We start from the raw sequence: 12,410 nt of genomic DNA, 5'->3' as shown, positions 1-12,410 counted from the left end.
AACCACAACAAGTGTAATACGCATTTTACTTATTGTAAATAAATTTCATTTCTTATTCCATAGTCATTTTACCTACATTTATTTAGGTACGTATGAGTTTAAACACTCAATAATATGATCTGCTCTTTCCTCGGCCATCTGTTTTACATTTTTGGGCCCACCGACAGGAACAAAAACAGTTGCTAATGGAAATTTTAAACTATCATCTGTTTTGATTGTAAACTGGCCATTCGGAGATTGGCCAAAAGGACTAAATTCTTTTATGTATTTTTTCTTTTTAAAATCCATGTATTTTGGTTTTATGGCTGAGTGGCCGATTAATGTTTTATAGTTGAATAACTACACTTTTAATTTATTTTGTTTTTATTATTTTTACTTCATGGAAAACAGCTATGATCAACTTAAAACAGAATTTATAGAAACAAAAAAGGGTTCTCCTTTTCTTAAATTAATTTCACTTACCCTTATCTTAATTTTTCTAACCACTCCTTTGTCTCAAATTGTTCCTGATTTTTTAACTTGTCATTGTTCTGAAGTTTTACCAGGGTTTAATGGTTGTATTTTTGCTGGAAACCTAAATTGCTTTTGCTTTTAACTACAGATTAAATGCTCTGTAGAATGCTAAAACTGTAATTATTAGCAAAGCGATTAATATTATTTTGTCTTTTATATTTAAATCTGAAAATTTCATAATTACTAGTATTTCCCTAAACTCGATCAACTTCATCTACAAATAATCTAAATTCTTTAGGAGTTATTATTTTTATATATTTTGCAGTGTTAATATCTACGCCTCTTGATTCTGATATTATTCTATTTATTGTGCTTCTAAAAAATCTTTTTGGCAACCTCCAGTAGTATTCCGATAAGGCTTTTTTTGAATCTTTAAAAGGCGGGTATTGAAATTCCATAAATAAATTGTTTTTGTTGTCTTTTTGTTCCGTTTTTTTAAGTTCATAACTTTCAGTCCCCCCTCCTTTAGAATCAGAGAGGGTATATTTAAGCTCTTAAACCTCCCCTACTAATTCAGTCACCAATTCAGTTATATTATTTTTAGCAGTTTTTAATAATTCTGCAATTATTCTTTCTTGTTCTTTTGTTTTCTCCTCCATCTCTTTTATTTTTCTATTTATATATTTTTTATGTTGCTTATCTTCATATTTATGTTGTTTACTTAACCTTACATATTCATCTCTACCAATCATTAATCCCTTTAAAACATCTAAACAATTTATAACATGAGAGCTTTTAAAATAAGAATGATTTTCTTCTGTAGTTAACGAGGATTGTATTAAAGAAATTAGACTTTCTTGGTATATTGGTAACATAGAAAGATCTTCATTAAACATTACTTTAAGATTTGAACTATTGTTCAAGCCTAATTTTTTTTGTTTCGGGGTATAATTCATTTTTTTTGTTTTAAAGTGTAGCAGAATAGCTACTGTTATAGTTTTTAGTTATTTGTAATAGTTTCATATAATTTGTTATTCTTCTCATATATTGATAAGTACAATTCATTAATTTTTATAAAAACCTCTTTAGAAGTATAACTTTGTTCTCCTAATCTTTCAATTCCATTCTTACTAACAATTATTTTTAAAATTGAACCATCAGAAATTATTGGAAATGGTGTTATTTTCACTCCATTATCCCAACACCACTTCATTGCTTTAAAATGTAATTCCATCTGTGTCAACTTCTTGTTTTCTTATAGTCTCACATCCCTCCTCTTGTAAAATTTTCTTTTCAATAAAAAAGTGCTCTTTCTTAACTCTCCTTTGATTTGCTACATCATCAAAATTCACCATTATTCTCCCCTGAGAATCTCTATATCTTTTTGGGTTAAAAATGAAGCCTTCCATTTTACAATACTTCTCTACTGCCTTTTTAAATTTACTAGCTCCTAATGCTGATTTTCTACCTACAAAATCAACATAGTTTGTATACAAATCACTTCTTAATAAATTTATATTATACCTACTTTCATCTGAAAAATATTCTGTTGCCCATTCCATACAATTATCTCCGATTTGCGCTTTTAAATTGTTCATCTTAATATTATCCATAGGTGCTAGAAACTCGTTTCTAACATTAGCTAAATACAGTTGACAACATTGCATTAAAAAATTATAAAACTTATTGTATTGTTCATCGTTCCAATCTTGAAAAAAAGAATGTCCAAAATCATCTGAAACTTTACGCTCACTATTGTAATCATCTGTATGTGCGTGGTAGTAATCGCTAAAAGAAACAAAAAATAAACGACGCAAATCTGAACCTCTATTTTTGTTTAAGCCATAATTAAATGTACCTACGAATTTTGGAGAATCTGCAAAAGATAATGAGTAGCCTTGTTTCCCCTTTGGATTTATATTTGTTTCTCCAGTAATTTTATTATAGAAAAAATCAAATGCTCCTCCTTTTTTACCATCTTCTATATTAATTACATCATGTTCTTTTTGTAAGCCTCCTAACAAATGCTTATTTGAACTTATATCATCATCTTTACCATCAACTGTAAAAATATTTAGCAATTCTTTTAAGCCCCTAATACCTAAACTTTTTCCAGTTCCTCCATTTGCATCATCATCACTACCTTTTACTGCATCATCCATTATATAAACGAACTTTGCAAAATCTTCCCTTTTGTATCGATGTATTAAGTAACCAAAGGCAAAACATTTATTTAAAAAATGTTGTTCTTGTCTTATTTGTTCTTCTTCTGAAAGTTTTTCGCCATTAAGTGTAAATAAATTAGTTTTTCTGTAATTTTCTTGTTCTTGAACGGTATCAAAAGACTTTTCTATTTCTTTGCGCCAATGTACACGACTACCGTTTATTAAATACGCCATAAAATCACATGAAGTATCTTTTATTTTTACACGATTTCGTCCTTGTAGATCTTTGTAATACTCAAAGTAACTTTGTTGTACTATAAAATTTTTATTTACAACTTTATGAGACCAAACAAAGTTGCTTGAAGTGTTTTTCGTACTGAACGCAACATTATTTGCTGTAATCTTAACAATACCATTATTGAAATAAAATAATTGGCTAACTGCAGTACAATTTTTAAAATCAATATCAATAGAATCAATATTTTTCAACTCATTTACTGAGAATGACCTTGAACGTTTTATTAAGTTTATTTTATCTAAACAAGCTCCTTTATCCTTTAAATATTCTATACAAAATTTACGTATTTCAGAGGTTTCTGGAACTGATACTTTGTAATCTTCTATTTTAACTACAAATGATGTATCCTCATTATTTTTATCTTGAATATTTAAGTCTTGCCTATAACTATAAAAATTGTTTGCGTTTAAAAAGTAATGGAGATTTGCTAAGTTTATTTGTGGACGTCCTTTATCGTTACTATCAATAAAGTTGCATTTTAACGCAACTAATAATAAGTTTTCAAATTTGCGTTTTATTGCGTTTTTGTCTGCGTTTGTATAATATTTCAACCAGTCTCTAAAATCCTTACCATTATGCCCCATTTTAGAGGTTGGCAACCATACAGTTTTTAAGTTCCAATATTTATTTGCTAACGCAAAAGCATACTTTTTTCCAGAATTATCTATGTCAGGTAAATTGTAAAAATTTTGACATAATTTATTTATTCTACTATACTGATTATAGCTTAATTGTTCTCCTTCACTATTTAACCAAATTGGATAATAATCCTCTGATATTGAAGCTAGATTTAAACCGTCTGAACCTCCACTACAAATAATAATATTTTTTACTTGTAGTTCTTTTATCTCTCTAAGAATTTCCTTCCTAGCATCTCTATTTGAAGTACGTGTTAAATCTTCATATAATGATGAAATTCTATTTTCGTCAACTTGTTTTAATATTCTATCTAATCCATGGATGTAGTCATTGTCTTTTGTTCCTAAATAACCATGTTTGAAGTTTACAGTTTTTCCTTCTTTATTCTTTCGTTTAAATTCTGCTGGCTTATATGTTTTTGCCCATACTTTTAAATCATTTGAATATGCAAAAATTGGGTAATTTATAGTACAACTAGTAATCATTAACTTACTTTCTTTCTTGGTAATCTTCTCATAAGATTCTACCTCAAAAAAATTGAATTCTTTTGCTAGAGAAGCGTTAATAAATCGGCCAATACTTTTTAAGTTTTGATATTCTTTAGTCTTAACTTCAAAATATGTATTTGGTAACTTATCATTGTTATGTTTGAATTCAATATTTGCTGAATAAACTGTGTTATTTTCACCTACATTAAATTCTACATATAATTTTTTTATTACTTCTAAAAAAGGAAGTCCTATTTTACTAATTACTGCACTAACTGCATCATAATTTTTATCTCCAAAATCTATAATAAACCACTTATCTTCTTTTTTAAATAATGATGCACTTGCTGTCTTTTCATTGGCACGGAATTTGAATTTATGACTACCAGTAGTTTCGCAACCAATACAATCGGGAAAATATTTATGTAAAATATCTAAACCTCCGTTAGTTGCTTTATAAAGAACAGATGTGTTATATTTATAATTCATTAAAAAAGAGTTACTTAAAATTGGATTAGGCTTCTAGTTTTTTTAATAATTCACTTGATGGCCTACCTAAATAATTTGAAATACTCTCGAGTACAGCATATAATGTTAGATACTCGTGATTTTCTTTTATTTGTCTTTTAAGTGTACTATACTTAATTCCTGTATCAACAGATAGCTTAGCAATTGCATTGCAAGAATTAAGTTTATTGATTACCTCTTTTTTTAATACATATTTGTATTTTATATTTGTTGCAGACATTTGAAATATATTTTAGTTTTATAAATCTGGATTAGAAATTTACATCACAAATATATTACAGAAATTCTGAAATAAACAAATTATTTTTCAGAAAAATTGAAAAAACATGAAAAAACTAGTAAGTCAAAGGTTTATAGAGGCGGTAAATTACATACTTTCTGAAAATACTGAAGTTAAAAAAGGTGAAATCGCTAAAAAATTAAACTTAAGCAATAGTAGTTTTTCAGAAATCCTGAACAAAAGAATGAACCCTTCAATAGAAGCAATCTCTTTAATCTCTATTAATTACAATATATCTTTATATTGGTTAATAAATAATAATGGTGATATGCTAAACAGTGAAGGTGAGAAAATATCAGGAGAATATTCTATAGAAGCTACAGTAAGAAACCAAGAAAGACAAATAGACCAATTATATCGAGTATTAGAAATTTTGGCAACAAAGCTAGATATTAGCAAAGATTCGCTTTATAAATTAGCGGGAAAACTATAGATTTTTCTTTTTGCGAACTTAAAGGCTCTACTTTATTATTAAATTCAAAATCTAAAAGCTGATCAAGTTCTTTGTCAAGGGCAATAAATTTTTTAGTTTTTTCTTTTAAAGATAATGATGTGTTTTTTTTAAGCTCTTTTATATCTTTTTTTACTTCTTCTAATTTTCTATTCATATTACATGTTTTTATCTAACACCTCGATCATTTCATCATTCATTTCGTCAGGTATATTTATATAAGCAAACTTTGCTATTTCTTTCTTTTGCTTTTGCAGTTGCGCTTTTTGCGCTTCAAGTTTTTGTATTCTAGTTTTACGATATTTTGTAAATAGGTAAACTGCATAAACAATTACAGCTGCTGAAACAATTGTCATTAAATAATAAGTGAATCTTGAAAAATCATCTAGTCTACTGAATATCCAGATATAAGTAAATATTTTGGTAGAAAGATAAAAACCAGTAAACAAATAAGACCATTCTTTTGGTCTAGTGTTTGTAAAAAACATAAACAAAACAAATATTCCAAAAATAAAATCTGTTGTGTTTCCTCCGAATCGTTCCCAAAAAAAATGAAAAGAAGGAAAAACAAATGTCTTTTCTCTTTCAATTTCAAAATTTAGTTTATTAAAAGCTTCTTGCTTCTTTGCCCTTGCTTCTTTATACTTCTCATAAACGGGTTTATTAAATACAGATTTTTTAACTTCATTTAAAGCAATAGTATTACCCCCCTTTGCTTTTAGAAAGGATTTCTCAGCAGCATAATAGTCTATAGAATGCTTTGGTATAAATATGTAAGAGTAAAAAAGTGAACCTAAAAATACACCTATTAAAAATTTTACTCCATTAGATTTAATCTTCGTCCATAGTGTGTGTTGCTCCACCATCCCCTTCTGAGGTTTGAGAATCCCCTTTTCCGATTGTTGATTGTAATTCATATTTTGTTTCAATTTTATTTTCTGGAACTAGTTCGGTTTTATTACCACCGCAAGAAGTAAAAGAAATAGCTAAAATGACAGCACATAGAAATATTAAATTTTTCATCTTTATTTATTTTTAGATTAACTGCTAAAAGTAAATAAATTTCTGTGCTTATAATTTCATTTACAAGCTTAATTAGTCATCATGTAAGAACGCAAAGCGCAACGCAAGACCAACTGTTGTAGGTGTATTAAACTTTTCTCTTAATTTTAATGTTACTGATCTTACTGTACTAGGTGAGATATTCATTTCTTTTCCAATCTCAACTGTATTGTGATCGTTAACTAACAGTTTAACAATTTTTAATTCTTTCTTAGATAACAATTCTGTTAAGATATTTAAGTTTCCAGATTCCCCTTTTGATTGGATGTGTTCATTTATCAGGTGTTTTTTTATCTTAGTTGAAAAGTAAGTTTTCCCAATACTAGCATTAGTAATTGCTTTAACTAAATTTTCAGGCTTATCATCTTTTATTAAATATGCTTTGGCTCCCAACTTTAATGTCTCCTCTATAAAAAGACTATCTAAATATGATGAAAAAACTACTATGTTATGGGTATTTTGATTTTGTTTAAAGTATTTTAAAACTTCAATACCATTCATAACCTTCATAGATAAATCTAACACGATAACATCACAAATATTACTGTTACACCATTCAATTAATTCTAAGCCATTCTTAGAATATCCTACAACATCAATATCACTTGTTTTTGTTAGAGACTTAATGCCTTCCAATATTAAACTATGATTATCAGCAACATGTACCTTAATTCTTTTCATACAACAAATGTATATTGTTTAGCTAAAATATGAAGTGGACGTTTCCCTATTTATAAATAAAAAAAACATAAATAGCTAAAAATAAGAATATTAAAAAATAAAGATCTGTTATTTTTATTTAATACATTTATAACATAAATTTATAGTTTAGATTTAATTAAAAGAAGAAAAGTAAATATAACTTTAAAACTGTACTCAAAAACAACTGTACTCTGTTTTGTACTCAGTTTTGTACTCATGATTTCATTATAATTTATAGTACTTTACACTTTATATTTATTTATTGAGTACTAAGAGTATAGAAATATATAAATTAGAATAGATTAATAATTTAAAGAAGTATACTATTGACAAACACTAGAAAAGATTAATTTTATTTTACCTCTTTTTCAATAACAAAAAGTGTGTTTTTTATTAACACTTCCCAACAACTTCCCAAAACAAAAAGTAAAACACTGATAATCAAACATAAATGAATAAAGAAATAATCCTGTCGAGGTCACTATTTAAAGCTCTTGAAAAGAGTAAAAAACCTTGCTTAATCTATGATTAGCAAGGTTTTATTGGTTTTAAGACCTACATAAGATTTGATACAATTTGATTTGATATGTTTGCAAAGTGTCAACAAAAAGACACAACTGTCAACAGTGTTGACAGTTTAAACAAACAAAAAAGTATAGTTGATTTGGCTTTCGTTTAAACTAATGTTTAACAAAAAAACATCAACCATGCGCTCAACTTCAACATTTTCAATCTTCTTTTGGATATATTCTAAAAGAGCGGTAAACAACAAAGCAGGTATTTATGCACGTGTAACCGTAAACAGCAAACGAGTTAACATCAGCTTAAAAATTAAGGCAGATATTACTAAATGGGATTCTAAAAAGCAACGAGTAAAAGGTTTTACTCAAGAAGCTAAAATTGTGAATCGTACTTTAGATCAAGCTCATTCTAAACTTTTTCAATCTTATCAGGATTTAAAACTTCAAGATAAGCTGATTACCTCCCAACTTCTTAAAGCTATTTTCTTAGGAGAAGGCGAACAAGCAAAAACACTTCAAAATCTTTTAGATTATCATCGAAGAAAAATTGAAACAACATTAGCTAAAGGAACAATTAGAAATTTTGGAGTAACTGAAAGCTACCTCAATCGCTTTTTAAAAGCTAAATTAAAAACTTCTGATGTTTACTTAAAACAACTCAATTATAAATTCATTTGTGATTTTGAAACTTACCTACACGAATATTGGCCAAAAGGACATCCGAAAGCAATAAGCCAAAACACTGTAATGAAACACTTACAGAGATTACGTAAAATTACAACGCTTTCTTATCATTTAGAATGGTTAGACAGAGACCCATTTTTACGTTGGAAACCAACTTACGAAAAAAGAGAGCGTCAGTTTTTATCGGAAAACGAATTATATAATTTAGAAAACTATTTCTTTCCTATTGATCGTTTAGACCGTGTGCGTGATTTATTTGTATTTAGTTGTTATACTGGCATTAGCTATGTAGATATTATGAGTCTTACCAAAAGTAATATTCAAAAAGGAATAGATCGTAATAATTGGATAGTTACCAAACGTCAAAAAACCAAAACACCTATTAAAATACCCCTTCTTGATAAAGCTCAAAATATTATTGATAAATATTTTGACCATCCCATTACACAAATAACAAAAACTTTACTACCAGTAATTACCAATGAAAAGTTGAATTTATATTTGAAGGAAGTAGCGCATGCTTGTGGAATAACAAAGAATCTAACATTTCATATGGCACGTCATACATTTGCAACTACTGTTACACTGAGTAATGGTGTACCTATCGAGACTGTATCAAAATTATTAGGACATACAAAGATTGCAACTACACAAATTTATGCACGAGTTATTGAGCGCATGGTTAGTGAAGATATTAACTTATTAAAAGTAAAACTTAATGATTTAAAAACAAAGAAACACAGAAATCTAAACATCAATTATCGCTAATTTTTTTAAAAGTAAATAAGCTTCATTTTTTTTTTAAACAAAAGTAGTTGTTGATAGTTCCATATTTGAAGCCGTCGGTATTTTTACTTATCTATTCTCTACTCTATTTTAAAATCATACATAGCAAAAAAACCTTTGGCTTATTCTTAAAATGAAGTTCAACAATCTCACTAACGTAAAGATTGTTAAACATCTTTTTGAACGTACGTATTCATTATTACTTTAACTATTCTGTGTTTTAGATATGCGATTTTAAAACTTTCCTCCTGTTTAATTTATCTGGAAAGTAACAACATATAATTTTGCTATAGATGTAAAGGTGTATTTGTGTGCTTAACGAATTGACCATGTTCAAGCCTATGGTTTGAACAAAAATAACCTTGGAATACCAAGATAGATTTATTACATTTAGCTAAAAACATATAATAAATAAGTTGACTAGTATTACCTAAAAGTTCCGCATAGCCAACCAAATTAGACAAATACGAGGAATAAAGTTCCGTATATAAACAAGTTGTGTGTAATTTGACGCAACCAAATCGGAATTTGAACATCTAATAGAAAAATAATATTATGAAAAATTTAATTTACTTATTTATTCTGACTTTAGGAATTATTTCTTGTAGTTCAGATAATGAAACTGAAATTAATAATACAGACTTAGTTGGAGAATGGAATTGGATAAGTACCGATGGAGGAATTGCAGCGCAGATTCACGAAACACCAGAAACGACTGGAAAAACAATTCGCCTGAATTTAATGGGAAACTATGAATATTCAGTAACCGAAAATGGAACTGAGATATCGAGTGGGATTTATGAATTGAATATGAAAAAATCTATTTATTCTGGAGAAATGGAAAGATTTATTCAATTTCCTGAAAACCAACAATACGTAGGAATTGTTATAAATGGAATAATTAAGATTTACGAAAATAATAAGTTTGATATTTCTGACAATAATTACGACGGGATTGGTAGTGGATTTGAAAAAATAGAATAAAAACTACACACAACACAGTATAAAATTAATTGCTATTTTAGTGTTTAATCCAAATCTGCAACTAATCTTATACAAGCACGTTCTGCGTCAGCAGAGAAAACCGAAAACAAATGGCAGTTTATCAATACTACTTAGCAGTTATTCCAAAAGAAGGAATTCAAAAAAGGCACGAATTAATTCCTAAGGAAATCGGAATTAGTACCGAAACTGGATATTTTGAGTCTGATGCAGAACTATATTGGAAAGAAATTGATGAAAAAGCAGATGAATTGATACCAAAAATTGACTCAATTGTGGAAAGAGCTGACTGGGGAAATAGTAAAACGAGTTTTAATTGGAAAACATACACTGAAACCTTAGACAATGATGCCTTTATGGGGCTAGATGAAATAACACTCTCAATAAGTGAATTTTCATTTAGAGCGGATTTGAGAGAAAATGAATTTACTTTCCTTAAAAATATGATTGAATTGGGAAAAGAAAATAATTGGATGTTTATGGACAGAAAAGGCAAATTAATGGACGCTGACTTTGAGGAAATTAAAGACAGTATTAGGAATTCAAACGCCCATAGTTTTTTGATAGACCCAATTGAATATTTAGAAAGTCTTGACGATAAAAATAAATAAATCCGAACACACAACGTTTAGTATAAACGGCATCAAAACGACCGTTTATACTAAACGTTGTGTGTAATTAAAAAATGTAACTAAAATTGAAACAATTCAGGAAATTTGACAAAGAACTTAACACTATTTTATTAGATGACAAATATTTATTTGCCTATTCTAAAGGTGATGGATTTTCTCATGGATTATTAAGCGCTGAATTTGTTTTAGACTATGAATATAATTACACATTAGAATTAAATGCATTTCAACATAATAAAATAACTAACAACAATTCTAATTCATTAATTGAAAAAGAAAAATTGACGGGTAGAGAATTAGAACTTATTGAAAATTTACTTTCTTCAAACTATAACTCATTAAAGCAAGAATACGATTATGAAGGACTTTGCATAACCGACATTGGAAGTCAACAAATTTTTATTAATCTTGATAAAAAGACTAAATACATTCATATATCAGATGGATTACCAATTGAATGTTTCAAAACAATTGCTGAGAAGAAATTATTTGAATTGAATGAATATTTTAAAGAATTCGTTGAAACAAAATATACTAAATGGATAGCAAAGTAAACTATACACAACAAGGCGTAAAAATAATAAGGGTTAAATACCAACCCCAAAGTTGGCAGAGGTCACAAAGAAGAGCGTTAAAGCTCTTATAAAACCACATGAATCTTATGATTTATGTGGTTTTCACGTTTTTAGAAATTCATTTAATTTTATACAATTTGATTTAATCCGTCAGTTAATCGACAGTTATTTTTTTCAAAGTTCAGTTCAACTAACACTTTCAGAAATCACCTTTTAAGAATAGTATCGTTGATTTTTACTTTCGTCTCGATGATTATTAACGATTTAACACAACAACTATTCGCACAAAAAACACTTTTTCTATCCTTTTTGGGGCTGACCAAAAAAATGCAAAGAATAATTAAGCTCTTATTTATGCAAGAATAACTGTAAATCAAAAAAGAAAACAAACATTGTAATTAACTAAGCATCAGAACTTAACAAAAAACAGGAGACCTTTAAAATAAAAATTAATAATTTAATTCCTATTTTAATAGAAAAACTTAAGTCCCGATTGACAATTAAGTGTAAAATACGCTATGGAGAGTTATGATGAAGTTTTAAACGAATTAGATCAAAAACTAAAAGGGATAGTCAGCAATATCAAATTCAAAAATTCAGAAGAAGTCAGAAATATTTAGACAATCAGTACTTTCAAAGAGAACGCACAAAAAATAAAATATTATAAGAAAGAAATCTCAAAACTAAAAGAAGAAAATGCAATCACAACAAATCAAAATCAAACCGAATAGAAAATCTACATTCATTTTAGTATTATTATGACAAAAACCTTAATAACATTTTCATTAGAAGTAAAGTGTTACTTCTCTTAGAGACAAAATTTGGATACACTTTTTAAAATCTATTTTCTTTTACCCTTATAAATATATAAAAGGGCTACTATTAAATGGGGGATAGCAGCCCTTTTTCGTAGCTATAAAGCTACGGTAAATAAGGGGTAAATCTTTTACCTCTTTAAATCAAACAATAACATTACTTCATGAGATCCTGAATTATACTGTCCGAAATTACTTAGCGTATAATCAAATGCATAGCCTATTCTTGTAAAATCATTTACCCTAAAGTTTAAGAATGTTGATATTGAATCATCTAACCTTGCTGAAACTCCTAAAGTAACTTTGTCTAAATAAGTTAAACTACTCGA

The 12,410-nt window shown here is 27.9% G+C and carries 16 protein-coding genes; 5 read left to right on the top strand and 11 right to left on the bottom strand.

Annotated features, from left to right (window positions below; genetic code table 11):
* Nucleotides 1-78: 78 nt before the first annotated feature.
* The 6 genes from Q0881_RS17530 to Q0881_RS17505 form a co-directional block, all read right to left on the bottom strand.
* Complete coding sequence (locus Q0881_RS17530; protein ID WP_299163220.1) at nucleotides 79-288, bottom strand: hypothetical protein; 210 nt, start codon at nucleotides 286-288, stop codon at nucleotides 79-81.
* Between the two features lie 419 nt (nucleotides 289-707).
* Nucleotides 708-911: a hypothetical protein gene (locus Q0881_RS17525; RefSeq protein WP_299163217.1), complete on the bottom strand. Its 204-nt coding sequence runs from the start codon at nucleotides 909-911 to the stop codon at nucleotides 708-710.
* Nucleotides 912-1,007: 96 nt separating this feature from the next.
* Nucleotides 1,008-1,409 carry a hypothetical protein gene (locus tag Q0881_RS17520; protein ID WP_299163215.1) on the bottom strand — a complete coding sequence of 134 codons (402 nt, stop codon included), beginning with the start codon at nucleotides 1,407-1,409 and terminating at the stop codon, nucleotides 1,008-1,010.
* Between the two features lie 44 nt (nucleotides 1,410-1,453).
* Nucleotides 1,454-1,687: a hypothetical protein gene (locus Q0881_RS17515; protein ID WP_299163211.1), complete on the bottom strand. Its 234-nt coding sequence runs from the start codon at nucleotides 1,685-1,687 to the stop codon at nucleotides 1,454-1,456.
* Nucleotides 1,671-4,532, bottom strand: a complete 2,862-nt coding sequence (locus Q0881_RS17510; RefSeq protein WP_299163208.1) for a hypothetical protein — start codon at nucleotides 4,530-4,532, stop codon at nucleotides 1,671-1,673. Before Q0881_RS17510 ends, Q0881_RS17515 begins: the two co-directional genes overlap by 17 nt.
* A 25-nt stretch (nucleotides 4,533-4,557) precedes the next feature.
* Nucleotides 4,558-4,791 (bottom strand): hypothetical protein, encoded by a 234-nt coding sequence (locus Q0881_RS17505; RefSeq protein WP_299163205.1) that lies wholly within the window; start codon nucleotides 4,789-4,791, stop codon nucleotides 4,558-4,560.
* Between the two features lie 106 nt (nucleotides 4,792-4,897).
* On the opposite strand from Q0881_RS17505, the gene Q0881_RS17500 reads away from it, so the two are divergent.
* Complete coding sequence (locus Q0881_RS17500; RefSeq protein WP_299163202.1) at nucleotides 4,898-5,284, top strand: helix-turn-helix transcriptional regulator; 387 nt, start codon at nucleotides 4,898-4,900, stop codon at nucleotides 5,282-5,284.
* On the opposite strand, the gene Q0881_RS17495 is transcribed toward Q0881_RS17500, so the two are convergent.
* The 4 genes from Q0881_RS17495 to Q0881_RS17480 all read right to left on the bottom strand — a co-directional run bounded on the left by Q0881_RS17495 (nucleotide 5,244) and on the right by Q0881_RS17480 (nucleotide 7,045).
* Complete coding sequence (locus Q0881_RS17495; RefSeq protein WP_299163199.1) at nucleotides 5,244-5,459, bottom strand: hypothetical protein; 216 nt, start codon at nucleotides 5,457-5,459, stop codon at nucleotides 5,244-5,246. The genes Q0881_RS17500 and Q0881_RS17495 overlap by 41 nt on opposite strands.
* A gap of 1 nt (nucleotide 5,460) precedes the next feature.
* A complete protein-coding gene (locus tag Q0881_RS17490; protein ID WP_299163196.1) occupies nucleotides 5,461-6,168 on the bottom strand; it encodes a hypothetical protein in 708 nt (235 codons plus the stop codon).
* A complete protein-coding gene (locus tag Q0881_RS17485) occupies nucleotides 6,134-6,325 on the bottom strand; it encodes a hypothetical protein (RefSeq protein WP_299163193.1) in 192 nt (63 codons plus the stop codon). The genes Q0881_RS17490 and Q0881_RS17485 overlap by 35 nt, the downstream gene beginning before the upstream one ends.
* Before the next feature lie 72 nt (nucleotides 6,326-6,397).
* Entirely contained in the window at nucleotides 6,398-7,045 is a 648-nt protein-coding gene (locus Q0881_RS17480) for a response regulator transcription factor (RefSeq protein WP_299163189.1), read from the bottom strand.
* Between the two features lie 704 nt (nucleotides 7,046-7,749).
* On the opposite strand from Q0881_RS17480, the gene Q0881_RS17475 reads away from it, so the two are divergent.
* The 4 genes from Q0881_RS17475 (at nucleotide 7,750) to Q0881_RS17460 (ending at nucleotide 11,245) form a co-directional block, all read left to right on the top strand.
* Nucleotides 7,750-9,039, top strand: coding sequence for a site-specific integrase (locus tag Q0881_RS17475; protein ID WP_299163186.1), 1,290 nt, complete (start codon nucleotides 7,750-7,752; stop codon nucleotides 9,037-9,039).
* Nucleotides 9,040-9,612: 573 nt separating this feature from the next.
* On the top strand, nucleotides 9,613-10,041 hold the full coding sequence (locus Q0881_RS17470) for a hypothetical protein (protein ID WP_299163184.1): 429 nt from the start codon (nucleotides 9,613-9,615) through the stop codon (nucleotides 10,039-10,041).
* Between the two features lie 110 nt (nucleotides 10,042-10,151).
* Complete coding sequence (locus tag Q0881_RS17465; protein WP_299163182.1) at nucleotides 10,152-10,670, top strand: hypothetical protein; 519 nt, start codon at nucleotides 10,152-10,154, stop codon at nucleotides 10,668-10,670.
* A gap of 86 nt (nucleotides 10,671-10,756) precedes the next feature.
* Entirely contained in the window at nucleotides 10,757-11,245 is a 489-nt protein-coding gene (locus Q0881_RS17460) for a hypothetical protein (RefSeq protein WP_299163180.1), read from the top strand.
* A 967-nt stretch (nucleotides 11,246-12,212) separates the two neighbouring features.
* Here the strand turns inward: Q0881_RS17460 and Q0881_RS17455 are convergent.
* On the bottom strand, nucleotides 12,213-12,410 hold a 198-nt coding region (locus Q0881_RS17455; RefSeq protein ID WP_299163177.1), incomplete at its 5' end, for a type IX secretion system membrane protein PorP/SprF.

The sequence above is a fragment of the uncultured Tenacibaculum sp. genome (assembly GCF_947494125.1).
Taxonomy (GTDB): Bacteria; Bacteroidota; Bacteroidia; order Flavobacteriales; family Flavobacteriaceae; genus Polaribacter.
Note: the sequence above shows the minus strand (reverse complement) of the source record. Positions and strands in the feature narration are given on the sequence as shown.

Bases quoted from the DNA above. Each gene is read 5' to 3' on its own strand.
- Q0881_RS17525 (WP_299163217.1), bottom strand. From the start codon at position 911: ATGGAATTTCAATACCCGCCTTTTAAAGATTCAAAAAAAGCCTTATCG.
- Q0881_RS17520 (WP_299163215.1), bottom strand. From the start codon at position 1,409: ATGAATTATACCCCGAAACAAAAAAAATTAGGCTTGAACAATAGTTCA.
- Q0881_RS17500 (WP_299163202.1), top strand. From the start codon at position 4,898: ATGAAAAAACTAGTAAGTCAAAGGTTTATAGAGGCGGTAAATTACATA.
- Q0881_RS17510 (WP_299163208.1), bottom strand. From the start codon at position 4,532: ATGAATTATAAATATAACACATCTGTTCTTTATAAAGCAACTAACGGA.
- Q0881_RS17480 (WP_299163189.1), bottom strand. From the start codon at position 7,045: ATGAAAAGAATTAAGGTACATGTTGCTGATAATCATAGTTTAATATTG.
- Q0881_RS17495 (WP_299163199.1), bottom strand. From the start codon at position 5,459: ATGAATAGAAAATTAGAAGAAGTAAAAAAAGATATAAAAGAGCTTAAA.
- Q0881_RS17470 (WP_299163184.1), top strand. From the start codon at position 9,613: ATGAAAAATTTAATTTACTTATTTATTCTGACTTTAGGAATTATTTCT.
- Q0881_RS17465 (WP_299163182.1), top strand. From the start codon at position 10,152: ATGGCAGTTTATCAATACTACTTAGCAGTTATTCCAAAAGAAGGAATT.
- Q0881_RS17515 (WP_299163211.1), bottom strand. From the start codon at position 1,687: ATGGAATTACATTTTAAAGCAATGAAGTGGTGTTGGGATAATGGAGTG.
- Q0881_RS17505 (WP_299163205.1), bottom strand. From the start codon at position 4,791: ATGTCTGCAACAAATATAAAATACAAATATGTATTAAAAAAAGAGGTA.
- Q0881_RS17475 (WP_299163186.1), top strand. From the start codon at position 7,750: ATGTTTAACAAAAAAACATCAACCATGCGCTCAACTTCAACATTTTCA.
- Q0881_RS17530 (WP_299163220.1), bottom strand. From the start codon at position 288: ATGGATTTTAAAAAGAAAAAATACATAAAAGAATTTAGTCCTTTTGGC.
- Q0881_RS17485 (WP_299163193.1), bottom strand. From the start codon at position 6,325: ATGAAAAATTTAATATTTCTATGTGCTGTCATTTTAGCTATTTCTTTT.
- Q0881_RS17490 (WP_299163196.1), bottom strand. From the start codon at position 6,168: ATGGTGGAGCAACACACACTATGGACGAAGATTAAATCTAATGGAGTA.